26 protein-coding genes and 1 pseudogene are annotated in these 25,691 nt (G+C 33.4%); 14 read left to right on the forward strand and 13 right to left on the reverse strand.

What is annotated here, in order from left to right; genetic code table 11:
- The 7 genes and pseudogenes from AAHM80_RS05715 to AAHM80_RS05745 all read left to right on the forward strand — a co-directional run bounded on the left by AAHM80_RS05715 (nt 1) and on the right by AAHM80_RS05745 (nt 5,579).
- Complete coding sequence (locus AAHM80_RS05715; protein ID WP_341747739.1) at nt 1-288, forward strand: Na+/H+ antiporter subunit G; 288 nt, start codon at nt 1-3, stop codon at nt 286-288.
- Between the two features lie 14 nt (nt 289-302).
- Nucleotides 303-1,275 (forward strand): annotated as a pseudogene (locus AAHM80_RS05720) (DUF4040 domain-containing protein).
- Entirely contained in the window at nt 1,268-1,915 is a 648-nt protein-coding gene (locus AAHM80_RS05725) for a heme exporter protein CcmB (RefSeq protein ID WP_342259563.1), read from the forward strand. Before AAHM80_RS05720 ends, AAHM80_RS05725 begins: the two are co-directional and overlap by 8 nt.
- Before the next feature lie 107 nt (nt 1,916-2,022).
- Nucleotides 2,023-2,454, forward strand: coding sequence for a DUF2670 domain-containing protein (locus tag AAHM80_RS05730; protein WP_342259564.1), 432 nt, complete (start codon nt 2,023-2,025; stop codon nt 2,452-2,454).
- 489 nt (nt 2,455-2,943) lie between these two features.
- Nucleotides 2,944-3,471, forward strand: a complete 528-nt coding sequence (petA, locus tag AAHM80_RS05735; RefSeq protein ID WP_341752008.1) for a ubiquinol-cytochrome c reductase iron-sulfur subunit — start codon at nt 2,944-2,946, stop codon at nt 3,469-3,471.
- Between the two features lie 6 nt (nt 3,472-3,477).
- Nucleotides 3,478-4,674 carry a cytochrome b/b6 gene (locus AAHM80_RS05740; RefSeq protein ID WP_342259565.1) on the forward strand — a complete coding sequence of 399 codons (1,197 nt, stop codon included), beginning with the start codon at nt 3,478-3,480 and terminating at the stop codon, nt 4,672-4,674.
- A 134-nt stretch (nt 4,675-4,808) separates the two neighbouring features.
- Nucleotides 4,809-5,579 (forward strand): cytochrome c1, encoded by a 771-nt coding sequence (locus AAHM80_RS05745; protein WP_410521526.1) that lies wholly within the window; start codon nt 4,809-4,811, stop codon nt 5,577-5,579.
- 93 nt (nt 5,580-5,672) lie between these two features.
- Here the strand turns inward: AAHM80_RS05745 and AAHM80_RS05750 are convergent, their stop codons facing one another.
- From AAHM80_RS05750 to AAHM80_RS05760, 3 genes are all read right to left on the reverse strand, one after another.
- Nucleotides 5,673-6,599 (reverse strand): S49 family peptidase, encoded by a 927-nt coding sequence (locus tag AAHM80_RS05750; protein WP_342259566.1) that lies wholly within the window; start codon nt 6,597-6,599, stop codon nt 5,673-5,675.
- 7 nt (nt 6,600-6,606) lie between these two features.
- On the reverse strand, nt 6,607-7,299 hold the full coding sequence (locus tag AAHM80_RS05755; protein WP_342260443.1) for a TlpA disulfide reductase family protein: 693 nt from the start codon (nt 7,297-7,299) through the stop codon (nt 6,607-6,609).
- 183 nt (nt 7,300-7,482) lie between these two features.
- Nucleotides 7,483-8,109: a dioxygenase gene (locus AAHM80_RS05760; RefSeq protein ID WP_342259567.1), complete on the reverse strand. Its 627-nt coding sequence runs from the start codon at nt 8,107-8,109 to the stop codon at nt 7,483-7,485.
- A gap of 518 nt (nt 8,110-8,627) precedes the next feature.
- Between AAHM80_RS05760 and AAHM80_RS05765 the strand changes: the two genes are divergently transcribed.
- Genes AAHM80_RS05765 through AAHM80_RS05775 form a run of 3 tightly spaced genes read left to right on the forward strand, consistent with a single transcriptional unit; the run spans nt 8,628 to nt 12,507 of the window.
- Nucleotides 8,628-9,152 carry a DUF3576 domain-containing protein gene (locus tag AAHM80_RS05765; protein WP_410521483.1) on the forward strand — a complete coding sequence of 175 codons (525 nt, stop codon included), beginning with the start codon at nt 8,628-8,630 and terminating at the stop codon, nt 9,150-9,152.
- 38 nt (nt 9,153-9,190) lie between these two features.
- Nucleotides 9,191-11,710, forward strand: a complete 2,520-nt coding sequence (gene leuS, locus AAHM80_RS05770) for a leucine--tRNA ligase (protein WP_342259568.1) — start codon at nt 9,191-9,193, stop codon at nt 11,708-11,710.
- A gap of 29 nt (nt 11,711-11,739) precedes the next feature.
- Nucleotides 11,740-12,507, forward strand: coding sequence for a DNA (cytosine-5-)-methyltransferase (locus tag AAHM80_RS05775; RefSeq protein WP_342259569.1), 768 nt, complete (start codon nt 11,740-11,742; stop codon nt 12,505-12,507).
- Here the strand turns inward: AAHM80_RS05775 and tnpA (AAHM80_RS05780) are convergent.
- The 7 genes from tnpA (AAHM80_RS05780) to AAHM80_RS05810 all read right to left on the reverse strand — a co-directional run bounded on the left by tnpA (AAHM80_RS05780) (nt 12,452) and on the right by AAHM80_RS05810 (nt 16,754).
- Complete coding sequence (gene tnpA / locus AAHM80_RS05780) at nt 12,452-12,883, reverse strand: IS200/IS605 family transposase (protein ID WP_342259570.1); 432 nt, start codon at nt 12,881-12,883, stop codon at nt 12,452-12,454. The two genes, AAHM80_RS05775 and tnpA (AAHM80_RS05780), sit on opposite strands and share 56 nt — an antisense overlap.
- A 96-nt stretch (nt 12,884-12,979) precedes the next feature.
- Nucleotides 12,980-13,201 carry a hypothetical protein gene (locus AAHM80_RS05785; RefSeq protein WP_342259571.1) on the reverse strand — a complete coding sequence of 74 codons (222 nt, stop codon included), beginning with the start codon at nt 13,199-13,201 and terminating at the stop codon, nt 12,980-12,982.
- Nucleotides 13,202-13,644: 443 nt separating this feature from the next.
- Nucleotides 13,645-13,971: a BglII/BstYI family type II restriction endonuclease gene (locus AAHM80_RS05790; RefSeq protein WP_342259572.1), complete on the reverse strand. Its 327-nt coding sequence runs from the start codon at nt 13,969-13,971 to the stop codon at nt 13,645-13,647.
- A 111-nt stretch (nt 13,972-14,082) separates the two neighbouring features.
- Nucleotides 14,083-15,345: a serine hydroxymethyltransferase gene (gene glyA, locus AAHM80_RS05795; protein ID WP_342259573.1), complete on the reverse strand. Its 1,263-nt coding sequence runs from the start codon at nt 15,343-15,345 to the stop codon at nt 14,083-14,085.
- Nucleotides 15,346-15,592: 247 nt separating this feature from the next.
- A complete protein-coding gene (locus tag AAHM80_RS05800) occupies nt 15,593-16,012 on the reverse strand; it encodes an invasion associated locus B family protein (protein ID WP_342259574.1) in 420 nt (139 codons plus the stop codon).
- Between the two features lie 49 nt (nt 16,013-16,061).
- Entirely contained in the window at nt 16,062-16,493 is a 432-nt protein-coding gene (tnpA, locus tag AAHM80_RS05805) for an IS200/IS605 family transposase (RefSeq protein ID WP_342259383.1), read from the reverse strand.
- Nucleotides 16,494-16,589: 96 nt separating this feature from the next.
- Entirely contained in the window at nt 16,590-16,754 is a 165-nt protein-coding gene (locus tag AAHM80_RS05810) for a hypothetical protein (RefSeq protein WP_342259575.1), read from the reverse strand.
- A 398-nt stretch (nt 16,755-17,152) separates the two neighbouring features.
- Here AAHM80_RS05810 and clpB point away from each other — a divergent pair, with 398 nt between their 5' ends.
- The 3 genes from clpB to AAHM80_RS05825 are packed head-to-tail and all read left to right on the forward strand — an operon-like array spanning nt 17,153 to nt 21,552.
- Nucleotides 17,153-19,729: an ATP-dependent chaperone ClpB gene (clpB, locus tag AAHM80_RS05815; RefSeq protein ID WP_342259576.1), complete on the forward strand. Its 2,577-nt coding sequence runs from the start codon at nt 17,153-17,155 to the stop codon at nt 19,727-19,729.
- Between the two features lie 12 nt (nt 19,730-19,741).
- On the forward strand, nt 19,742-20,770 hold the full coding sequence (locus AAHM80_RS05820) for a mitochondrial fission ELM1 family protein (protein WP_342259577.1): 1,029 nt from the start codon (nt 19,742-19,744) through the stop codon (nt 20,768-20,770).
- A complete protein-coding gene (locus tag AAHM80_RS05825; protein ID WP_342260445.1) occupies nt 20,770-21,552 on the forward strand; it encodes a TatD family hydrolase in 783 nt (260 codons plus the stop codon). The genes AAHM80_RS05820 and AAHM80_RS05825 overlap by 1 nt, the downstream gene beginning before the upstream one ends.
- A gap of 137 nt (nt 21,553-21,689) precedes the next feature.
- On the opposite strand, the gene tnpA (AAHM80_RS05830) is transcribed toward AAHM80_RS05825, so the two are convergent.
- Nucleotides 21,690-22,121, reverse strand: coding sequence for an IS200/IS605 family transposase (tnpA, locus tag AAHM80_RS05830; protein WP_342259383.1), 432 nt, complete (start codon nt 22,119-22,121; stop codon nt 21,690-21,692).
- 142 nt (nt 22,122-22,263) lie between these two features.
- On the opposite strand from tnpA (AAHM80_RS05830), the gene AAHM80_RS05835 reads away from it, so the two are divergent.
- Nucleotides 22,264-23,448: an FAD-dependent oxidoreductase gene (locus tag AAHM80_RS05835; protein WP_342259578.1), complete on the forward strand. Its 1,185-nt coding sequence runs from the start codon at nt 22,264-22,266 to the stop codon at nt 23,446-23,448.
- 173 nt (nt 23,449-23,621) lie between these two features.
- On the opposite strand, the gene AAHM80_RS05840 is transcribed toward AAHM80_RS05835, so the two are convergent.
- Together AAHM80_RS05840 and lnt are read right to left on the reverse strand one after the other, a co-directional pair.
- A complete protein-coding gene (locus AAHM80_RS05840; protein ID WP_342259579.1) occupies nt 23,622-24,086 on the reverse strand; it encodes a helix-turn-helix transcriptional regulator in 465 nt (154 codons plus the stop codon).
- Nucleotides 24,087-24,146: 60 nt separating this feature from the next.
- Nucleotides 24,147-25,655 carry an apolipoprotein N-acyltransferase gene (gene lnt / locus AAHM80_RS05845; protein WP_342259580.1) on the reverse strand — a complete coding sequence of 503 codons (1,509 nt, stop codon included), beginning with the start codon at nt 25,653-25,655 and terminating at the stop codon, nt 24,147-24,149.
- Nucleotides 25,656-25,691 lie beyond the last annotated feature (36 nt).

The raw sequence follows: 25,691 nt of genomic DNA on the forward strand, positions 1-25,691 counted from the left end.
ATGTTTTTTGTTATTGGTTATGGATTAATCTTACTCGGAATTATAGCAATATTTTCTGGAATTATTGGACTTTTTAGATTTCCTGATTTCTATACAAAGATTCATGCTGCTAGTGTAATTGAATGTTGCGGCGTACCTTTATCACTTGTTGGTCTTGCCTTTTTACAGAATGATTTTACTAGCTCTTTTAAATTAGTTTTTGCCTCTATATTGATTTTAATATTAAACCCGGTATCTACTCATGCAATTGGCAAGGCTGCTTTATTAGGAAAAACTAACCTAAAATAATTGATTGTTTATTTATGATACCAGAAATAATAAATTTTCAACTAGCTAGCTGGTTGCTTATGGTAATCCTTATAATGCTTGCCATCGTATCAATTAAGATTATATTTTGTAATTCTTTATTAGAAACAGTAGTAATAAATTCTAGTTTTAGCTTACTTATTGGTTTATCTTATCTTCTTATGGACGCTCCAGACGTGGCAATGACTGAAGTAGCTCTAGGTAGCTGTTTGTCTAGCTGTGTTTTCCTAAGCTTTCTCACTAGATTGCAAGACATACAGAAATGTGATCTTAAACCAACACGAGTAATAAGTTCATCAATTATATGTTTAATGTTCATAGTAACATTTAGCTTTGCAGGACTTGATTTACTAGAATATGGATCTATAGATTCTCCTATGCAAAGTCACTTAACCAAATATTATATTGAAAATACTAAAAGTGATATTGGTATTCCCTCTTTTGTAGCAGCACTACTAGCTAGTTACAGAGGTTATGATACTCTTGGAGAAACGGCAGTCATTTTAATTGCTGGAATATCGGTATTATTGCTATTTTCACAAAAAAGTAATGAACATGCTTAAAGATTTTATCATTATAAAACATTCTACTCTTTTTATCTTACCTTATATATTTTTATATTGTCTATATATTCAAATTAATGGTGATGCATCACCAGGAGGTGGATTCCAAGCTGGGGCTATATTTGCTTCTATGATAATTGGTTTTGATTTAGTTCATGGTCAGTTTAAATTAAAACAATATTTTTCTACTAATTTACTAGTTGGTATGGCTACTATCGGGGTACTTATCTATGCCATGACCGGTATGATATCAATATTATTTGATGATAATTACTTAAACTACTATTCTCTTGCAAATGATAAATTATTAGCTCAACATATTGGTATTTTTATCATTGAAATTGGCGTTGGACTTTGCGTTGCATCGGTTATGTGTTTAATATATTCCATAATGAAATATGCATAAACTAGTACAGCTAATAAAATGGGAATATTTAATTCAAAATCGTATTAATAATCTTAGCAAATATCTATTTATATTTTTTTTATTTTGTATTTTCAGCACGGCTTTAATCAATGACCAAGCAGATATTAAGAAATTTGGGGTTATTTTTTCAGTAATTTTTTTACCAATAGCCCTAATTGGCTTCTCTAGTCTAATATTAAAGCAAGATGTGGAGGATGGAAGTTTAGAGCTACTATTATCCAGTTTCAGTGAGAGTGAAATTGTTACATCTAAATTATTTGCTATATTTTTTAGTTCGCTTACTAGCTCTTTATTAAATATCCCGATAATTTATATTATTTTTGATCTTGATCTAATAACAGTAACCTATCTTTTTATCACTCTAACTTTGCTATTAACATTGTCCAGTAGCCTACTAGTTTTAATTGGATCTATTCAAAGCTATTTTAGGTCAAATACTAACCTGCTAGCAATATTAATCATGCCACTATTAATACCCAACATAATACTTACCGGTCTTGTTTTACAAAATCTTGAGAATATAAGCCTAATTTTTGTTATGATTGGTATCAATATGCTTCTTTTACCAACCATATTTTATCTCTCATCGTATCTAATTAAGAATATTTACAACATTTAATTTTTATTATACACCATACTGCCCCCTGCACTAATAAAAAAATTGTTATTTTTTTATTATTCATGTAATTTAGTCGTAGTTTTTTAACCATTTTTTGGTAGTTATATATGTGGCAAGCTTTAAGAAGACTAATAGCAGCTAACCCTATGGGGGTGTTTTTATGGAGTATCATAGCTAAATGGTACTTTATGATAGCAGTTGCCTCTTTGATAGTATTATTTTGGGTAGCCAAGGGTCTTGAACAAATTGGATTTATAAAATATATGACCAATGCTACAATTGAAATTCTTGATACATCTAAATCAATTGCACAAAACTGTACTACAAAATTAGGTCCCAACTTTGAGAGCTTAACCAATTTTTGGAAATGTTTAGGAGGCCCGCCAAAATACGAGATTAGAGAAAAAGAAACAGGTGAAAAAGTTTTAGAGGAGGGATTAAATAAGTTACTACCTAAAGACGGAACTGTACCGGAAATGCTTCCTTATCGTAATCCTTATGATTCTCCTAGCGATTCTACAGATAGTGATGGTAAATAAACCAAATTAATATTTGGCTAAAATCATGTTTTTAGCTTTAGAAAGGTTTAAAATGCATTCGTGTTAGCCGCTTTAAGAATGCATTTTTCCTTATAAGCAAAATTAGGGTCATATACTGCTCGTAAATGAAGAGTTGGTAGACGATAGTATAACTTCAAGAAGAGCTAGGCAGTAGCAAAGTCGAGCTGCTAGGCGTACATTAGTACGTGAGCAGCGGAGACCTTTAGACACGACAACGCCAATTCTTGAAGTTCTACCTGAGTATACTTCACTGTTAATTGTTGAATTGTTGAAGCTACCCTTGATTTTTTGTTACTTTTCCAGTAGTCTATTATATTAAATATAATAATAAATATCAAGTTTGTGCAAAAAGTGAAAGCCACTACTATAGAACCTAGCTTCTATAGTTGCACTCATTATAAAATAATTCCCTACTTCAAGTAGTTGTGAAAACAACTATTGAAGTAGAAGAGGTATACTAGTCAGTTTATGTCAAATACTAATGATTATGATAAGGCAACTCGTAGGGATTTTATAACCTTAACTGCCAGCAGTATGGTTGTGGTTGGAGCTGCATGTGCTACCTACCCTCTTGTTGATTCATTCAACCCTTCAGCGGATGTTCTTGCCCTATCTTCAATAGAAGTGGATTTATCTCACATACAACCAGGTCAAACTCTTACTGTTAAATGGCAAGGTAAACCGGTTTTTATTACTAACAGGACTCCCGAAAAAATTGCTGAAGCAAGAAATGTAAACCTTTCCGAGTTAATAGATCCCGAACTTGATCAAGTACGAGTTAAAGCTGGACATGATAAATGGTTAGTAACTATTGGCATTTGTACACATTTAGGTTGTGTACCACTTGCAAACCAAGGAGATTATGATGGTTGGTTTTGTCCATGCCACGGCTCTCAATACGACTCATCTGGTCGTGTTCGTAAAGGACCAGCTCCTTTAAATTTGGCTGTCCCACCATATGAGTTTATTTCCGATACAAAAATTAAAATCGGATAGTTATTTATGAATGAAACTAATGATCCTAAAAAATCAAACCCCGTTATAGAATGGATAGACTATAGACTACCTGTTTTCTCGTTCCTTAAACATTTAGGCGAATACCAAACACCCAAAAATTTAAGTTACCTATGGAACTTAGGGTCAATAGCTGGTATCGCTTTAGTAATTCAGATAATCACTGGCATTATTTTAGCTATGCATTACACTCCTCATGTCGATTACGCCTTTGAGAGTGTTGAAAAAATTATGCGTAATGTCAATTATGGCTGGTTAATACGTTATATACATTCAGTTGGAGCATCAATGTTTTTTGCTGCAGTTTATCTACACATCTGTAGAGGGTTATATTATGGGTCATACAAAAAACCTAGAGAGTTGTTGTGGCATATAGGCATAATAATTTTTCTTACTATGATGGCTACTGCATTCATGGGATATGTACTACCTTGGGGACAAATGAGCTACTGGGGAGCAACTGTAATCACCAATTTATTTTCAGCTATACCTATTATTGGCAAATCGATAGTTACTTGGCTTTGGGGAGGATTTTCAGTTGATAACCCTACACTTAACAGATTCTTTGCTTTACATTATTTATTGCCGTTTATCATAGTGGCTCTAGTACTACTCCATTTAGTAGCACTACATATTCATGGATCAAATAACCCTAAAGGGATCGATGTTAAGTCATCTAAAGATACTATTCCTTTTCATCCGTATTATACGGTAAAGGACTTCGTTGGATTCGGTGTTTACTTTTTAATATTTGCCTTTTTTGTCTTTTACCAACCAAATTATCTAGGGCATCCTGACAATTACATACCAGCTAACCCTTTAGTTACTCCGGCTCATATAGTTCCAGAATGGTATTTTCTGCCATTTTATGCCATTTTACGGGCAGTACCATCAAAGCTAGGCGGGGTAATATTGATGTTTTCTAGTATTTTGCTATTATTTGTCTTACCTTGGCTTGATAGCTCAAAAGTTAGGAGTAGCAATTATAGACCAATGTTCCGCATAGCTTTTTGGCTGTTCATATTTGATTGTTTGGTACTTGGATATCTTGGAGGACAACCAGCAGAAGAACCTTATATTACCTTAAGTCGATTTGCTGCTACTTACTATTTTTTTCATTTTTTAATTGCAGTACCTCTAATTAGTAAATATGAAAAAACTCTGCCATTACCGGATTCTATATGAAAGATCAGAAAATTATGGCTAACCCAATTAACATTACTCCGTCATTGCGAGGAGCTACTTTAGTAGCGATGAAGCAATCCAAAGGAATGATTAGGAATGGATTGCTTCGTTGGCTTATGCCTACTCGCAACGACATAAGTATCAAATTTTTCCTGTGTTTGTTAATTTTGTTAATATCAAATATTGTCACTGCCAATAACGATGCACTACCTACAAAAAAGATTGCTTGGCCATTTGATGGAGTTTTTGCTAGCGTTGATAGGAAAGCTGCACAGCGTGGCTTCCAAGTATATAAAGAAGTATGCAGTAGCTGTCATGGTCTTTATAATTTATATTACCGTAATCTTAAAGAGCTAGGATTTTCAGATGAAGAAATTAAAGAAATAGCCAAAAATTATACTGTACAAGATGGTCCAAATGATGCAGGAGAAATGTTTGAAAGACCTGCCCTACCCTCCGATCCATTTGTTCGTCCCTACCCTAATGAACAAGCAGCAAGAGCTGCTAACAATGGAGCAGACCCACCTGATTTATCGTTGATTATCAAAGCAAGACCTGATGGAGCAAATTATTTATATTCTATACTTACTGGTTATAGTGATCCTCCTGAAAATTTTAAACTAATGCCAGGATTAAATTACAACCCATATTTTCCACATAGTCAGATTGCCATGCCAGCTCCTTTGTCAGATGGACAAGTAAAGTATATAGACGGAACAAACTCATCAGTCGAACAAATGGCTATGGATGTTACGATATTTTTACAATGGGCTGCTGAACCTGAAATGGAAAACCGTAAATCCATGGGTTTGAAAGTGACGATGTTCTTAGTAATTTTTATAATTTTCTTCTATATCTCTAAAAATAGAATTTGGAAGAATCTAGAAACAGAAGAGTATAAATAACAAATCTTTAGGTTCTTATATCTTAAAACATGTTATGACTACTTATAACATGTTTTAAGATATAAGAACCTAGTTATCCCGAATTCGCGTAAATTACCGCATATTAAACCTATCATAAGTAATCTTATTCTCTACCGATTCAATCAATGTATCAGAGAATTCTTGCACGAAATCTTGCCTTACCATACCCAACCTCTTCTTAAGCCACGATTGTTTAGCAGATATATATTTAATAGTTACATCACCATATTTCTGTTTTATGAAACTATACATATCATCTATACCATCAATTAAACCAAAATCAACAGCAGTTTCCCCAGACCAAAATGCTCCATTAAATAAAATATCATCTTCTTGCGTTAACTTACCAATACGACGCTCCTTAACATGATCTATAAAATGCTCGTGAATCTGTTTTTGTATATGCTTAATAATTTCAATATCTTCTTCTTGCACTGGTTGAAATGGATCGAGAATAGATTTATTTTTACCTTCTGCATAAACCCTCCTTTCTACTCCAAGCTTATTGATAGCCACAGGAAAACCAAAACCAGCCGAAACCACCCCTATACTACCAATAATTGAACTCTTAGATGCATATATTTGGTCACCAATACAAGCAAGCCAATATCCACCAGATGCTGCTACATCTTCTACAAAACTATAAATTGGTATTTTCTTTTCCTCAGCTAATGACCTTATACGTTTACTAATCAGTTCAGATTGTACAGGTGAACCACCCGGAGAATTGATAGTTAAACACAAAGCTTTAAGATTTTTGATCTCAAAAGCTTTGTCAATTAACTCATGTAGCGATTCTATGCTAAGCCCTGATTTTACTGAGCTTACTTTACCTATAACCCCACTAAGGCGAAGAACAGCAATTACCGGCTTTGATGCCTTAGAACCTATTCTAGGCAGTAATGAAAGTAATTGCTCTAACTTACCTATTTGACGTTTAGTAATTACCTGATCAAATTTTGCCTCAGCAATTAAACTTTTATTATGTTCTATGTACATTAGTTACTCACTTATTATTGTTTTTAGAAGCATTATTTTCCTCATTATTCTGTTGTATTTTTGGTTTTTCATCTTTGTTTTCCTGCTCTTCAGCCTTTAACTGTTTATTAACCGGTTGATTAAGCGTTTGTTCCCGGTAACTATTTTTAGGTTCTGGGTGGTTTCCAGGAATATTTGACAAAATAATATTGCGAATTTCTTCATCATACCAATTAATAGTACCAACAAAACTTACTAACATTTTTCCATCTGGATTAATTAGAATAGCAGTTGGTAGACCAACTATTGAAAAAGCTTTAAATAGTTGATTCTTAAAATCATGGTAAATTGGCAGATATCTTATATCATAATCTTTATAATATTTTTGGATAATTTCTATTCCTTGATAGTCTTGTGATACAGGGATTATTGCAAATGGCAACTTTCTAAAATCTTTTTGCAATACATCTAAATCCGGCATTTCTTTAATACAAGATGCACACCATGTTGCCCAAAATACCAATAATATCGTTTTTCCTTCAAAATTATCAAGAGAATATTTTTCTCCTTTATCATCAAAGAAAACCACCGTATCAGGAACACTAGATAAATCAAGCATTTTAACACCTAATTTGATTTGATCTAATGCAAAACTATTAGTGCTGATCAACAAATATGTTACAATCAAAAAAAATCGTTTACTATATTTTCTAATATGCATATAAATAACAAATATACTTCCAATTAATTTATTGATCATCATGAAAAATAATATTTTTTTACCTCTAATATTATTAAGCTGCTTAATCTTAACTTCTTGTGGATTAAAAAAACCATTAGAAAACCCCCCTTCAGAAAATCCAGTTGCAGAAGATTGTTGCGGAGGGTGTGAAAACTCAAAACATTAATATCTTTTGAAAGTTCGCCCCGACATTACTACGTCAAATTCATACGTTTTAATGCCATCTAGTGCAGTGGACAAAGCATGACTAACTTCTCCGCAATTTTCTAAATTAACCCTTGAATTAGATAAATATAGCTTTGTTTGTAGCTGTCCAAGAACTAGGTGGTCGACTCTAATGTTTACATTAGGCGTTTCACGCAAAATTCCACTAGGATATATAGTAATAAAATAAAATTCTCCTTTATTATTAGTAGTAGCAATGCCAGATCCGGTAAAACTTGATTTACTTACAAGGTTTAGCATCTTTTTATTGATACGAGTACGAAGTGGTATGTATGGATATTTTCCGTCACTTCCAACCTGCCATAAATATATTTTTGCATCTGCTACTGGAACGCAATCTTGGTCTAATAATCTACCCTTTACTATAATTTTTGTACCACGATAGACTGCTTGTTGTCCTGTCTTTCTAAGTAAGTTATTGGATAATTGGAATTCTTCCGGTTCGTAATCATTCATTGCACTCTTACTGCTCTTACAACAATTAAGCTTATTAGGGTAAAACTTAGATTCACTGGCTATAGCAATAGTGGAATACAAACAGATTAAAAATAATAAATTTTTCATTTTTTACCATTTATGTTTAATAACTTACCCCATTTGGGATAAGAATTAGTTAATTCTTATCCCAAATTCACGTAACTTCTATTAGAAGATGGATATTCTACATTTTCTTATAGAGATTTAAATTATCGTATCCTTTATTCTTTTACAACTATATTAACCTCAGTTTTGGATTAAAATTAAAAATTTTAATCCAAAACTGGCTATAATATCAGAAAAATACATTCTTGAAGCACTTACTATAAATACATTTTAATCTATTATCGCTAATAATCTTATTTTTATTGGTATAAAAATAAGATTATTAGCAAATGAAATATTTAACAATCAGGCGTCAAAGCGCTTTAAGCCTGATTGTTTACATTCTCATTCCAATTTCGGATTAATGAAATTAATCCGAAGTTGAGGTTACATTATATTTATTTTGTTAATTTAAAGAACAGGGCTATCCTTTACATCACGTGGTTCTTATGGTACACTAAAGCTAAACTACTTGAAATAGTAAAAAAATAAAATTATTTATGAAAACACACTTAAAACAAACTATTATTGGCACAATGTTAGCTTTATTTCTTTTTCCATCTGCCACAATTGCAAGGAATGGAGACTATCCCAAAACTGTGCAAGAAAGAAAGATGGATGAAATGGGGTCAATAGTTGGAGGAGAAGGCTTGGTGTTTAGACCAAGTAGAATCAAAAATGAATCTACCAAAACTGTAGGCTGTAACGTTAATAAATATTTATGGCAAGCTTCTATAGAAACTTTAAGTTTTGTGCCTCTTGCTTCAACCGATTCAGTCGGTGGAGTCATTATTACTGAATGGTATAGTCCAAAAGGACAAACAAATTTTCGATTTAAAATAAATATTTTTATTAAAGATAACGTTATTAGTCCGGATGCCATCCAAGTAAAAATATTTGAACAAACACTTAAAAATGGTAATTGGCTAGACAATCATACTACTTCGGACCTAGCTAATAGCATAGAAGATAAAATTTTAAGAAAATCTAGAGAATTATATATTAGTGCTGAAAGAAAAGAATGATATACTTGCTACAATAAGGATAGTTTACGATACAAATTATGAGAGATATTGAAAAGAAATGGCAAAGAATTTGGCTTGAGGAAAAAGCTTTTGCTGCAACAAACGATAGCGACAAGCCTAAATATTACGTACTTGAAATGTTACCCTACCCTTCTGGAAAGATTCATGTCGGGCATTTACGTAACTATTCTATCGGAGATTGCATAGCTCGTTTTATGAAATCACAAGGCTATAACGTATTACACCCTATGGGTTGGGATGCTTTCGGCTTGCCAGCAGAGAATGCTGCCATCAATAATAACTCTAACCCTAAGGACTGGACTTACTCAAATATCACAACTATGCGGGATCAGCTAAAATCCATTGGCTTTTCATATGATTGGTCACGAGAAATAACAACTTGTGATCCGGATTATTATAAGCATGAACAAAAATTCTTTTTAGAACTTTATGAGAGAGGTTTAGCATACCAAAAAGAATCTTTAGTCAATTGGGATCCTGTAGATAACACTGTGTTAGCTAACGAACAAGTAGTAGATGGTCGTGGATGGCGTTCAGGTGCTTTAGTTGAGAAGAAATATTTAAAACAATGGTTTTTAAAAATCACTAATTACGCTGAAGAACTGTTAAATGAAATTGCAAAACTGGACTCTTGGCCTGATTCTGTTAAATCTATGCAGGAAAAATGGATAGGCAAATCGGAAGGAGTAAATTTTAGTTTTAAAATTAAAGATCATCAAGCTAGTATTGAAGTATTTTCTACTAGACTAGAAACTATCTTTGGAGCAAGCTTTGTTGCGATAGCCTATAATCACCCAATAATTGAGCAATTAGTAGATAAAAATGATGCTATAATATCTTTCATTGAAAAATGTTCGCAATTAGACACTAATGTTGTAGTAGATAAAGCTGAAAAAGAAGGGGTATTTACTGACCTTTTTGCTATTCACCCATTTGATCCTACAATTATTATTCCTGTGATAATAACAAATTTTGTACTAATGGATTATGGTACTGGAGCGATCTTTGGATGCCCAGCCCATGATGAAAGAGATCATGCATTAGCCAAGAAAATGGGATTACCAATAAAGCAAGTAGTAATTAATAAAGATGTTCCAATAGACGTACACTCGGAATCTTACACTGGTGATGGTATCATGATCAACTCAGATTTTTTGAATAATCTTGCTATCCAAGATGCTAAACAAAAATCTATAGAAGAACTTGAAAAACGTGGTTTAGGCAAACGTACCATTAACTACCGACTAAAAGACTGGGGAGTGTCTAGGCAAAGATTTTGGGGCTGCCCTATTCCGATAATATATTGTTTGACTTGTGGAATCACACCAGTACCTAAAGAACAATTGCCGATAACCCTGCCAAACGATGTTACATTTGATGGCCATGGCAATCCTCTTGATTCACACTCTACTTGGAAACATACTAATTGCCCAAAATGTCAGAAACCAGCTATTCGTGAAACTGACACGTTAGATACATTCTTTGAGTCTTCTTGGTATTTCATCCGCTATTGTAATGTAGATGCAAAAGATATGACTGACAAACAAGCCTGTGATTATTGGTTACCTGTTGATCAGTATATTGGTGGAATTGAACATGCAGTAATGCATCTTCTTTATGCAAGGTTTTTCACTAAAGTAATGAACGAACAAGGCTATCTTAATATTCGAGAACCCTTTACTAGTTTGCTGACTCAAGGTATGGTGTTACATGCTACCTATAAAGACGCCAATAATAATTGGTTGTATCCAAATGAGGTAACAAAACAATCTAATAAGTGGGTTCATAAAAATACAGGGGAAGAAGTATTTCAAGGACGAATAGAAAAAATGAGTAAATCCAAAAAGAATGTCGTGGATTTAGAATCAATATTAGCAAACCATGGTGCAGATGCTATTAGGCTATTTGTTCTCTCCGATAGTCCGCCAGAGAAAGATTGTGAATGGTCGGCAAATGGTCTTGAAGGGTGCAGCCGTTTTATCAGTAAGTTAGAAAATATGGCTGAGATACTAATTAATAATAAAATAACAGAGACTCCTAGAAATAGACTGGATAAACTAACAAAGCTTACTCATCACACTATTAAGCATGTTACCGAAGAAATAAGAGATTTTAAGCTAAATAAAGCTATAGCAAGGATGCGGGAACTATTTAATGCTTTGTCAGATGAAATATCTAAGGGCAAGGAAGCCAATATTACTGGCGTTAAAGAGAGTTTTAGTATCTTGATTAAGTTACTTAACCCATTTATTCCACATATTACAGAGGAAATTTGGCAAAAATTAGGCAATAAGGAAAGATTATATCAAACTTCTTGGCCTTCTTTCGATGAATCATTGTTGGAGCTAGAATCTTATACTATGGCTATCCAAGTTAATGGTAAACTGAGGGCTACGCACGAATTTGCTAATGTAACGAGCAATATTGAGATTCAGAATATGGTAATGCAATTACCCGAGGTGCAAAAATACCTAAGTGGCAAAGAACCCAAAAGAATTATCATAATACCCTCGAAAATAGTAAATATCGTGGTATGAATAAGGATGAAAGGAAATGTTAATAAAAGATGCTACTGTTAAATACACCGAAACAAAAAGAATCTGCGTTAGACAGTACGCTTGTTTCCTTATTTGCCGGTGCAGGTGGTATGGATATTGGTTTTGCAAAAGCTGGGTTCAAGACAATTTGGGCAAACGAATATGACAAAACAATTGCTCCTTCTTATCAAAACTACTTTCCTGAATCAAAGTTTGATGGGCGTTCTATTTTGGATATTCCAAATGAAGATATTCCATTTGGTGCAACTGGTGTCATTGGTGGACCGCCATGTCAATCATGGTCAGAAGCTGGTGCTAAGCGTGGAATTGACGATTTAAGAGGTCAATTATTTCATGAATATATAAGGATTATTAGACATGTACAACCAAAGTTTTTTGTTGCGGAAAATGTTCATGGAATAATCCATTCAAGAAATATTAAATCCTTTATGAATATCATAGATATGTTCAAAAAAGAAAACTATGAGGTTAGTTGGAAATTGTTAAAAGCAAGTGACTATGGTGTGGCACAAGATCGAGAGCGTGTTTTTATAATTGGCTATCACAAATCTTTGAACAAAAAATTTGAGTTTCCTAAACCTTTGGGAAACAAAGTTACTTTAAAACAGGTGATAGGTGACCTAGCTGATCTAAAAGTTGGAACAGCCAAAAAAGTCAGAACGCCCTCGCAAAGCGAGGGGCTTGACGGTTATGAGCAGCCCAAAGGGCTGCCATTGTTAATTAAAATTCTCTTGATTCGTCAGAGCCTAAACTATCAAGTTGCTCTTGATTCTTAATGTAGTGTTTGATCTGATTCTCTTCAAATCCTACAGTTGAGACCGCATAACCTCTAGCCCACAACTTTTCTCCATTAAAATTACGTTTTCGTCCACCAAACTGCCTAGCAACGGCTATAGCACTTTTCCCCTTGATATAGCCTATTACTTCAGCTACAGAATATTTAGGAGGAATCTTGATGAGCATATGCACATGATCTTGTACCATATGCCCCTCTATGATCTTTCTCCCACGTTGAAAAGCTAACTCATGGAATACGTTCCCAAGATATTTTCTAACCTTCCCGTACAATTCTTTTTTACGACACTTTGGAATAAACACAATATGATATTTGCAATCCCATTTAGAATGATTTAAACTTTCGTATGTTGTCATATATTTTCTCCTTTGACCGTCAAGCCAAAGAAGTTATATATGATAACTTTTTATTTTATACTAAATCTAAAGGCCAAGCCTTGATGGTCTCACTAGTCAAACTAGTGGCTTACCTATCATTGAGTTAGTAATAGTCTGTCCTTGAATAGGTCCATTAATTGAAAACGAATAGGTCTCATCGGTATGTTTAAGTAAATATTCAACTATACTGTCATAACTATGACCTGCTACTACCATGCTTGTAAACCATTCATCTTTTACTTTTTGGTCTAAATTTAAATTAGAGGTCTTTTTACTGTTAATGAGTTTAATAAACATAAATAAGTAATTCCAGGCTTTGTTATTACATTCAACCTCAATAGGTCTTCCGTTAAGCTTAATATTTTCTGCAAAACTTTCAAATGCCTCATTGGTGATATTATGCTGTTTATTTGCTAAATTAACATTCCAAACTTTATCATTATACTTAAGGACTTCACCTAATTTTTTAACTTCTTCATCGCAACAATATAATCTTTTATATCATATTCCCTTAAGTCAAGAAGACCGCTACTAAGCTTATTATTTTTTATTTTTTCTAGTAACTCTTTAAAAGTCATAATTTTTACCTTTTTAAAACCGTTGTAAACGGATAATAGCGACTTTCTATAGCTTGTCAAGAAGATTATAAAAATTATTGCATAACACTTTCAGTTCCTGATTTAACTGTTTTAATTACAGGCAGATTGTTAAAAGATACGGATTTTTTGGTGATTATATATTTATTCCTCTATATCAACCAAAATTACATAGACAGGAACAGCAGGAAAATGTCTTTTTAATCGTTCAATATCGTAAACAAGTTGTTCTCCATAAGAGACACCTGTTGACATTTGTTGTTGTAAATTATGACATAGTACTATTTCTATTCCTACATCCGCCTTACCTTCATTGAAAAAATACTGGAATAGAGTTGCTTGATTATTTAAATCAAAACTATTTTTCAAGATATTATGTTTTTGTTTTTGATAAGACAACTTATTCACAATTTCACTAAAGCTATGATTCTTTTCCTGTATTTCAGATATTCTAATTGCTTCTTGTACCATATTCTAGAAAATTAAAGTTTTATAAGTTAGTTTAGTATTAGATAAATTACTTAGAAATTCAACAAATCTTTCGTATTTATATGAAAAACCATTAGCTTGTTAACTTCTAGTTTAAACATAAATCAGGAAATTATCTACTAACTTTTTAACTTGCTTGCGAGTTTCTTGCTCACAATCACTGTTATCTTGCGTAGCTTTCAACCCATCTAATACGTTGCAAATCATCTCGCCAACTTCTATAAACTCCTTTTCTTTAAATCCTCTAGTGGTGCATGCAGGAGTACCAAGCCTAATACCAGAAGTGATGAACGGTGAAGTTGTATCAAAAGGTATAGAATTTTTATTACAGGTTATCCCTGCTCTTTCAAGTGAATCTGCGGCCATCTTACCAGTTATACCATATTTTCGTAGGTCCACTAATACTATATGATTATCAGTACCATTAGTTAAAATATCATAGCCTCTTGCCATCAAACTGTTAGCAAGAGCTTTTGCATTACTCATAACCTGTTTTATATAAAGATGATAATTTGGTTTTAAGGCTTCCAAAAAGCCTACTGCTTTTGCTGCAACAATATGCATTAACGGTCCACCTTGCAGCCCAGGAAATAAAGCAGAATTTATCTTTTTACCCAATTCCTCATCGTTTGAAAGAATAATACCACCACGTGGACCACGCAGAGTTTTATGAGTAGTAGAGGTAACAGCATGAGCATAAGGTAAGGGACTTGGATGTTCGTTTGTAGCAACAAGTCCTGCAATATGGGCAATGTCCGCTAGTAAATATGCCCCTACTCTATCAGCAATCTCCCTAAATTTGCTAAAATCTAATTGACGTGAATAAGCAGAATAGCCAGCTATAATCAATTTAGGTTTATGCTGCATTGCTAATTGCTCTATTTGCTGATAATCAATTAAATAAGTTTCTTTATTTACCGAATAGAACACAGAGTTAAACCATTTGCCAGACAAGTTAGGCGGAGCACCATGAGTCAAATGCCCCCCTGTATCTAGCGACATACCAAGTATGGTGTCATGTGGTTTTAATAGGGCTAAAAATACTGCCTGATTAGCCTGAGAGCCGGAATGAGGCTGAACGTTAGCATAGTTACAATTAAATAGTTTTTTTACTCGTTCTATCGCTAAAAGCTCAGCTTTATCAACCTCTTCACAACCATTATAATAGCGTTTTCCAAAATATCCTTCAGCATATTTATTGGTAAGAACTGACCCTTGTGCTTCTAATACTGCCGGGCTTACAAAATTTTCAGAAGCAATCAATTCGATAAAATCATGCTGACGCTTTTTTTCAGCATTAATAATTTGGTATATTTCATTATCTGTTTCAGATAATTTATTAGGACAAATAGTCATTGAGCTAACCTATAAGAAGTAACTAATTTTTATCCCGAATTGGCTTTAATATAAGAAAAAATGCATTCTTAAAGCGGCTTTGCAAATGCATTTTAAACTTATAGACGTATATGTCTATTAGCGAGCGAACGTATGTGAGCGTGGCAATCCATGAAGCTTGTCATATAGATTGCTTCGTCGACCTACGGTCTTCTCGCTAATAGACGGTTTTTAGGCTAAAACTTTTTCGGTTTAGCTATAACTTAATTTACTTCAACGCTTTCAAGCCTTCTTCAAGACCTTTCGTAGAGAGTGGAAGATTTACTTGTTGACCAGCTGAATTCATTATCCCCACGATAGGATTAGCATCTTTTGATAAAATATCTTTAAGATCTTTATCTGATATTTCAGCAACAGCCTGACAAGAATCTTTTGTACAAGTAACGTACTTACCTGGAGCAACTAATTTTTGGGAACTAATAATTGACGTACCTGGAGCAACAGAAACATCAGCAGGAACTACTTGTATCATTTTTAAACTTCTTGCTTTACCACTACCCAAATAACCTATTTGATACACAGCTAACACTTGTTGTTTACCATCTTTATTAGTAGAGTTAATTGCTTGACTTAAAAAACAGACCTGTTTTTTTTCAGCATCTGTGGTGCAGTCAGAACGCCCTCGCAAAGCGAGGGGCTTGACGGTTATGAGCAGCCCAAAGGGCTGCCATTGTTAATTAAAATTCTCCTGATTCGTCAGAGCCTAAACTATCAAGTTGCTCTTGATTCTTAATGTAGTGTTTGATCTGATTCTCTTCAAATCCTACAGTTGAGACCGCATAACCTCTAGCCCACAACTTTTCTCCATTAAAATTACGTTTTCGTCCACCAAACTGCCTAGCAACGGCTATAGCACTTTTCCCCTTGATATAGCCTATTACTTCAGCTACAGAATATTTAGGAGGAATCTTGATGAGCATATGCACATGATCTTGTACCATATGCCCCTCTATGATCTTTCTCCCACGTTGAAAAGCTAACTCATGGAATACGTTCCCAAGATATTTTCTAACCTTCCCGTACAATTCTTTTTTACGACACTTTGGAATAAACACAATATGATATTTGCAATCCCATTTAGAATGATTTAAACTTTCGTATGTTGTCATATATTTTCTCCTTTGACCGTCAAGCCAAAGAAGTTATATATGATAACTTTTTATTTTATACTAAATCTAAAGGCCAAGCCTTGATGGTCTCACTAGTCAAACTAGTGGCTTACCTATCATTGAGTTAACTACCCAATCTGAAAATTTTTGCCCCTCTTTAACCGCAGCATCAACTCTACTAGGATTACCCAAAAATAGTCCCAAACCCATTACAGCAAGACCAGCTGTAACAAACAATGATTTTTTAATACAATTTGTCATAATTCTACTTATTTAATATTATTAGTGGACAATGACAGATTCGAACTGCCACCCTTTCGTGAGCAAGGATGTCGTAATTTTGACACCTAATTTCTCTTTTTCAGCCCTTAAAACCTAGTCCTTAATATTTCTTCGCCTACTAGAATTTAAGGACTAGAGGATATCTAAATTTAATATATTTGTCAATCTGTTAAAATCGTTTTCATGACTCAAATATTTTTAGGTTATCTATAGCCCCTTGTATTATTATTAACCTTAATTATATAAAATACTTAGTGGGGTCAAATATTATGATATATTCTAATCATTAATTCGATAAATGCACTTTTGGAGCGGCTGACACGAGTACATTTTAACAATCAGGTTTGACCTAATTTACAATTTATAAGGTTATTGAAATGGACATGAATAAATTTACTACACATGCAAAATCTATTATCTCTAATGCTCAAAGCTTAGCAGCAAAGAATGATCATCAGCAAATATTGCCATTACATATATTGGCAAGCTTATTAAACGATGATAGTGGTGTTATTACTAATCTCATTAATATTTTGGGTAGTAGTTTAGATGATTTAAATAGAGCTTTAACTATAGAATTAAACAAAATCCCAAAAGTACAAATTGAGGGAGGAGGACAGCTTTACCTATCATCAGAAGCACTAAAATTACTTGATAAAGCATCAGAGCTTGCCAAGAATAATGCTGATAGTTTTGTGACTATTGAGCGAATTTTTGAAGGCTTATCATATGACAAAACCTCTGCTGGTAAAATTTTATCGGATAATTCAATAACTAATAAGAAAATAAATGCAGCAATTTTACAGTTAAGAAAAGGTAAAAAAGCAGATAGCGAATCTTCTGAAAGTAGTTACGATGCCCTAAAAAAATACGGTAGAGATGTAACCGAGCTGGCAGAACTTGGTAAACTTGATCCAATAATTGGCAGAGATGAGGAAATTAGAAGAACAGTGCAAGTTTTGTCGAGAAGAATGAAAAATAACCCCGTACTGATAGGAGAGCCAGGAGTTGGTAAAACAGCCATAATAGAAGGGTTAACCCAAAGAATATTTAGCCAAGATATTCCTGAAACTTTAGCAAATTGTCGTATCATTGAACTTGATATGGGAGCCTTAATTGCTGGAGCTAAATATCGTGGAGAATTTGAAGAACGACTAAAAGCTGTATTAAATGAGATTAAAAACTCTAGTGGAGAAATTATTTTATTTATTGATGAACTACATCTTTTAGTAGGAACTGGTAAGACAGACGGAGCTATGGATGCATCAAACTTACTAAAACCCATGCTTGCTAGAGGGGAACTCCATTGTATTGGTGCTACCACTTTAGACGAATACCGTAAATATATTGAAAAAGATGCAGCTCTTGCTAGAAGATTTCAACCAGTTTATGTTAGCCAGCCAACAGTAGAAGATACTATTTCAATTCTACGTGGCATTAAGGACAAATATGAATTACATCATGGTGTAAGAATTGCTGATAGTGCTATAGTTGCTGCCAGCACTTTATCTAATAGATATATTACTGATCGTTACTTACCAGATAAAGCCATTGACTTAATTGATGAAGCATGTAGTCGGTTAAAAATAGAATTATCTAGTAAACCAGAAGAATTGGATGAACTTGATCGCCGTATTATTCAAATAAAGATTGAATTAGCAGCTCTAAAAAAAGAAAATGATGAACATTCAAAAAAGAAAATTATCCTCTTAACCGATGAATTAGAAAAACTTGAATCTCTTTCTTATGATATGAGTGCTAGCTGGCAAGCTGAAAAATCCAAAATACATATTGAACAAAAATTAAAAGAAGAGCTAGAAAAAGCTAAAGCAGAACTTGAAAGAGCAGAAAGAAGTAGCGATCTTGCCCGAGCTAGTGAGCTGAAATATGGTATTATTCCTGATTTAACTAAGAAACTACAACAAGCAATGGAAGGTGGAGATAACAAACTATCAAAAGAAGTCGTATCAGAAAACGATATAGCTATAATCATATCTAGAATTACTGGTATACCGATTGATACAATGCTATCAAGCGAGCGTGAAAAGCTACTAGCAATGGAAGATAAACTGCGTCAATCGGTGATTGGTCAAGATGAAGCTATAAAAGGAGTCAGTGATGCTGTACGTCGTTCTCGTGCTGGTTTGCAAGATATTAACAGACCACTTGGGTCATTTTTATTCTTAGGTCCCACTGGTGTTGGTAAAACCGAACTAACCAAGGCTTTGGCACTTTTTTTATTTGATGATCGTAATGCCATACTCAGAATTGATATGTCTGAATATATGGAAAAACACTCTATATCACGTTTGATTGGAGCTCCTCCAGGGTATGTTGGTTATGAGCAGGGAGGTATCTTAACCGAAGCAGTACGTAGGAGACCTTATCAAATCATTTTATTTGATGAAGTGGAGAAGGCTCATTCAGATATTTTTAACATCATGCTGCAGATTTTAGATGAAGGACGACTAACCGATAGTCAAGGGATAGTCGTTGATTTTAAAAATACCATTATTGTTCTTACTTCTAACCTTGGAGCTGAAATACTTATTAATCAACGAGAAGAAGATGACCAACATAAAATCAAAGAACAAGTAATGGAATATGTACGAGCCGTATTTAAACCTGAATTCTTAAATAGGCTAGATGAGATTATTCTATTCCATAAACTAACTCATGCCAACATCCATGATATTGTTAAAATACAATTGGATAATCTGAAAAAAATTCTTTTGCAACAAAATATTATATTGCAATTTGATGAATCAGCTATAAATTACCTTGCTGATAAGGGCTATGACTCAATGTTTGGTGCTAGACCATTAAAAAGAGTTATTCAACGAGAACTACAGAATCATTTTGCCAAAATGATTCTTTCGAGTAGTATCATGAGCGGTGATACGGTAAACATCAAATCAACTGGTAGTGAACTAGTTATTAATAAAGTAGCCTAAATAGAAAAGAATATGATAGATACTACTAAACCTAAAATTTGGGTACTGGCTGACAGCTGCGTAGGTAACGCTAATCAAGCCATAGCTCTAGCAGAAAATATCAAGCTTGGTTATGAATTAAAACCTATTGAATATAATTTTTGGGGTAATTTACCAAATTTCTTACTCCGATTCAGCCCTATCCATGTAAAAAAGGAACTATTACAATCGTGGGAAATTATTACAGACAGGCAAGGATTCCCAGACTTAATAATTTCTGCCGGAAGAAGAACTGCTTCTTTAGCAAGTTATTTAAAACATAAGTCTAATGGTAGAATAAAAATTGTTCAAATTATGCACCCTAACCTGCCGTTTAAACAATTTGATCTAATTATTTTACCACACCATGATAAAGTTAGTAAGGAAGAACTAAATATGTACTCAAGTGATTTGAGTATATTGAGAATTACTGGGGCTTTAAACAATGTTCAAGAAAAAATACAGGATGGTGGCATTGAATTACGTAAAAATCATCCAAAACTTGGGAAATTTATCTCAGTAATTATTGGTGGTAATAGTAAAAATTATACTTTTACCAATGATAATGCTTGCCAAATTGCAACAATATTATTTAATCTTATACAAAAAAGCAAAGAATATAGCTTGTTTATTAGTTTTAGTAGACGCACCCCCAATTCAGCAAAAGAAATTATTAAAAACAATGTATCTTCCTCTGCTATTATTTACGATCCAACAGAGGAAAACACTAAAGCTAACCCTTATTTTGGTATGTTATCACAGGCAGATTACATAATTTCCACTGCTGATTCGATTTCAATGTGTAGTGAGGCAGCCTCCACTGGCAAGCCTCTTTACATATTTTGTCCTAATAATTTTAAATTACCTAAACATCTATCATTTTTTCAAAAATTGGTAGAATTAGGAATAGCGAGAATATTAGACGAATCTGTAACTCAGCTTGAACAGTATAATTATGTCCCACTTAATGAAGTAGAAAAAATTGCTAATATAATAGTCTCAAAAAATTGGATACGCTCATGATATTAATTGACTCTCATTGCCATTTAAACATGTTGAAAGAAGATTTATCAACAATAATAGCTCGGGCTAAGGATAATGGTGTTCAGTACATGCAGACTATCTGTACTACCCTTGAGGAATTACCAGCTATTTTAGAAATAACCGTAAAATACGGCAATATATTTGCCTCATGTGGCATACATCCTAATGAAGTTAAAGAAATCACTATGTGTGAAACTATTGTGGATTATTCTAATCACCCCAAAATTATCGGTATTGGTGAAACTGGTCTTGATTATTATTACCAAACATCTGACAAAAATAAACAGATTGGCTCTTTTGAGCAGCATATACAAGCATCTCAAAGTACCGGATTACCAATTATAGTACATACAAGAGAAGCAGAAGAAGACACCATTGATATTTTAAGCAGTGAAATGCAAAATGCACCATTTACCGGTCTTATTCATTGCTTTACTGCTTCAAAGCATTTGGCAAAGAAAATGCTTGACCTTGGTATGTATATCTCAATTGCTGGAATTATAACCTTTAAAAATGCAGCTAGTTTACAGGATATAGTACGTTATATTCCACTAGATAGATTATTAATTGAAACAGATTCTCCTTACTTAACCCCTGTTCCAATGCGTGGAAAGCAAAATGAGCCAGCTTTTGTTAAATATGTAGCAGAAAAAATAGCTGAAATAAAGGAAACAAACCTAGAAACAGTAGCAAGTGCCACTTCCAAAAATTTTATATCTTTATTTACTAAAACACATCTTATATATTCAACTACTGTTTGAAAGGAAATGGTCATATATTGCTAATAAAAATTTTAATTAATGAGTTAAATATGTTTGTCACCTTATTAAAGTCAGAACGCCCTCGCAAAGCGAGGGGCTTGACGGTTATGAGCAGCCCAAAGGGCTGCCATTGTTAATTAAAATTCTCCTGATTCGTCAGAGCCTAAACTATCAAGTTGCTCTTGATTCTTAATGTAGTGTTTGATCTGATTCTCTTCAAATCCTACAGTTGAGACCGCATAACCTCTAGCCCACAACTTTTCTCCATTAAAATTACGTTTTCGTCCACCAAACTGCCTAGCAACGGCTATAGCACTTTTCCCCTTGATATAGCCTATTACTTCAGCTACAGAATATTTAGGAGGAATCTTGATGAGCATATGCACATGATCTTGTACCATATGCCCCTCTATGATCTTTCTCCCACGTTGAAAAGCTAACTCATGGAATACGTTCCCAAGATATTTTCTAACCTTCCCGTACAATTCTTTTTTACGACACTTTGGAATAAACACAATATGATATTTGCAATCCCATTTAGAATGATTTAAACTTTCGTATGTTGTCATATATTTTCTCCTTTGACCGTCAAGCCAAAGAAGTTATATATGATAACTTTTTATTTTATACTAAATCTAAAGGCCAAGCCTTGATGGTCTCACTAGTCAAACTAGTGGCTTACCTATCATTGAGTTACTACCTCCTACTCTATTGGTTAATTCTGTTAAATCTTTTGCTATGGTTCTAGTATTTATGTTACCAACGGTGTACGCTCAACAACAAGCTCAACCTGAAATACGGAAAATTGTCCCACTAAAACTAGCTCCTGATAATCTTGGTCAAAAAATTATATGTTATCGCCCTACAAGGCATGGTATACCAAATATGACTGTTACTAAGCTAGGTGATAAAGTTATTGCCCATAATTATGGTCATAGTTGTAGTGGTTGGACATTAGCACCAGGAGCTATTGCTTATGTCAATGAATTATTGCAAAAATCAGAATATGCTACTGATTTAAAACCCGATACTCCCATTACTATTATCGGAGCTGGTGTTATGGGGTTATGGAGTGCTTATGATCTAATTGAAAGGGGATATAATAACATCACTATTATTGCTGACCAATTTGATGGACTACCTTCTAATAATGCTGGTGGATTGCTTAAGCCTTCTTTCATGGATTATCCACCAAATGCAAGACCTATGATGAATAAAATAGCTGTTAATGCTTATAAAGTTTATTCTGCTATTGCTAAAAAACAACAGAGTAATTTTATAGATGGAGCTGTTATAATGCCAGCTTACTTTCCAACTAGGGAAGAATCAGATTTAGAACCTTATGTAACTGCCGGGGTGATGCAACCAGCTAAAGATGTAGCACTTGATTTTGGTAATGGGACAACAAGGCTTATGGTAGCTTATGATGATGGAATTCTGATCAATGTACCAAAAATGATGATAAGTTTAACAACTTATTTAAAAAATAAGAAAGTACCTTTTATTAAAAATAAAATTCAAAATTTTGCAGAAATTAAAACTAAGTATATAGTAGATTGTACTGGTCTTGGTGCTAAAGAACTCGATAATGATAATGCAATGACTCCTGGTCAAGGACATTTAATTATGTTAAAAAACCAAGATCCTGAAAATGTGAAATATTTAATTTCAGTTAATTTGGGTAACGGTAAAACTAGCTCTGGGCAAACAGTAAATTGGTATTTTTACATGCATCCAAAACATTTACCTAGCAGTAGTGCTGATGATATAGGGGTTATTGGTGGAACATTTATTGAAGGAGCTACACCACAAACTCCCAATGAAGAACAGTTTGATCTGATAGTTACTAGAGCAAAGGCTTTTTATGGTATTGATGCTAGTAAAGCAAAAAAATAACCCTAGCTGTACAATTTTATTTTTATGGTCAATTGATGAGAATTTGGTGACGTCGTCTTCTATCGCTCGCCTATTATCTATAGTCTTTGCTCCATCATTCCTGCTATCCAATTCTCCTGACTTGACTAACTTAAAAAGTTGAACAACTTGTAAAGCTAGGTAATTACTACGGTTTAGACTTGATTACCTTGAGAGGCTACTATTGACTTAATCAGCTCAACTATTTTCTGCCTAATCTGTGGATTTTGAATCTCGGTAAATCCTTCAACAAGATAAGATACTTCTTTTTCTGTGTCGTATTTTAAAGGTACTAAATACTCTGCTTTATCTTCAGCAATAATATTATTTACAAGACTATTGTTGTCTTGCGTACCAAATAGGTAATCCTCTGATACCTCAGTAGTTTTAGTCATATCGAGAAAATATTCAATAGATACATTTAATATTTTTGCAAAAAAATACAATATACTGCCAGCTATTGGGGTAGTAGCATCTTCATATTTTTGTATCTGTTTTACACTAAGATTAATAGCTTCACTCAATTCTTGTTGGCTTATGCCGAGCATTATACGACGCTTTTTTAAACGCATACCTACAATTATATTTATTCTTTCTTTTGATTCATTATATTTATTCATTGTTATAATAATTTAATATTTCTCTACCTATTGCAACTAATGATAGTATAATATTCTAGCTTAATCAAGTAATTTTTTATTGATATTGATAAGATTTTTTATTAAAATATCGCTAATTAGGATAAATATTATTGCTAATAAAGCACTTATATCCCCAAATTGGGAGTATAAAGTTTCATATTCTAGCTTATTTGGTAATAAACTATCTATATAACCTACTTCATTGAGAGCTCGTTGTTGAATAATTCTGCCTACTGGATCTATTACGGCAGATATACCATTATTAGCCGTTCTAAGCATAGGAAGACCATTCTCTATACTACGCATACGACTAATCTGTAAATGTTGGTATGGGCCAGAGGAATTTCCATACCATGTATCGTTAGTGACATTAATAATCACATCTGAAAGTTTATTACTCGTTTGAACAAGGTTTGGAAAGATTGCCTCATAACAAATAAGCGGTTTTATGATTATATTAGGTTTATCAAGACTAACGAGTTGTCTGCTCCCTTCAGTATAATCTAACAACCCAGGGGTTAATTTCTTCAAGGGTAATATCCATTTAAGAGGCATATATTCACCAAATGGTACTAAATGAGACTTATGATATTCAAATAATTTATCCCCTTCTTTTGTTAAAGCGTATAAGCTCGTGTAAATCTCAAAATCATCCCCTTTTTTACCATTATTTGTTATACCGCCAGTAATTAAAATTGCTTTTTTCCTTTCCAACATTTTTGATAGTTTCACTTTGATCGGTTTATAATCATACGGTACTACCATAGCGGCTTCTGACCATATAATTAGGTCTACGTCGCCCGGCTCTTTAGACAATGTGATATGAAGATTTAAATTTTTCCAAAATTCTTCAACATCCCATTTAGCAGTTTGTGGAATACTTGGCTGAACTAATCGAACTTTTACATTTGAGAAACTGGTAGGGTTGTTATGCAGCCTTAATAAACCATAGGAAGTTATCAAAGACATTATTAGCAATGAATTTGCTAATGATATTTTTAGTAGATTATACTGTTTAGTAAATAGGTGATAAAAACTTGTTGATATATATACTACAATAAAACTTAAACCATATATTCCTATGATACTAGAAGGCTGGATAAGAGTATCAGAAAATGAAAAAGCGTATCCAAGCAAATTCCATGGTAACCCGGTAAATATCCATGATCTTACCCATTCAAAAAATACCCAATAAAGGCAAAAGATAAACTGATACAAACCATGATTCTTTGCTAAAAACCCTAGACCGCAGGTTACAGAAATAAAACAAGCAAGAATAATTGGAAAGCCAAATAATGCCAGTGGTACTGCCCACCAAAATTCATCAATATATACAGTAACTCCTATACTAATCCAGTACATATTGACTAAAAAATGCCCAAAACCAAATATAAAGCCTAATATAGAGGCTTCTTTCCAGCTATTAGCAATTTGTACTTGATAACATAGCAGTGCCAAGGCAAATAATCCAGGTATAAAGAAAATTAGAGCAAAAACTAAACCACTAATCATACCTGAAATCAGGGTGAATATTTTGGATGAGAACATTAATGTTACTTTGATAAAAATTGTTTACAAAAATAT

This window comes from Candidatus Tisiphia endosymbiont of Metellina segmentata (genome assembly GCF_964030715.1).
Lineage (GTDB): Bacteria > Pseudomonadota > Alphaproteobacteria > Rickettsiales > Rickettsiaceae > Tisiphia.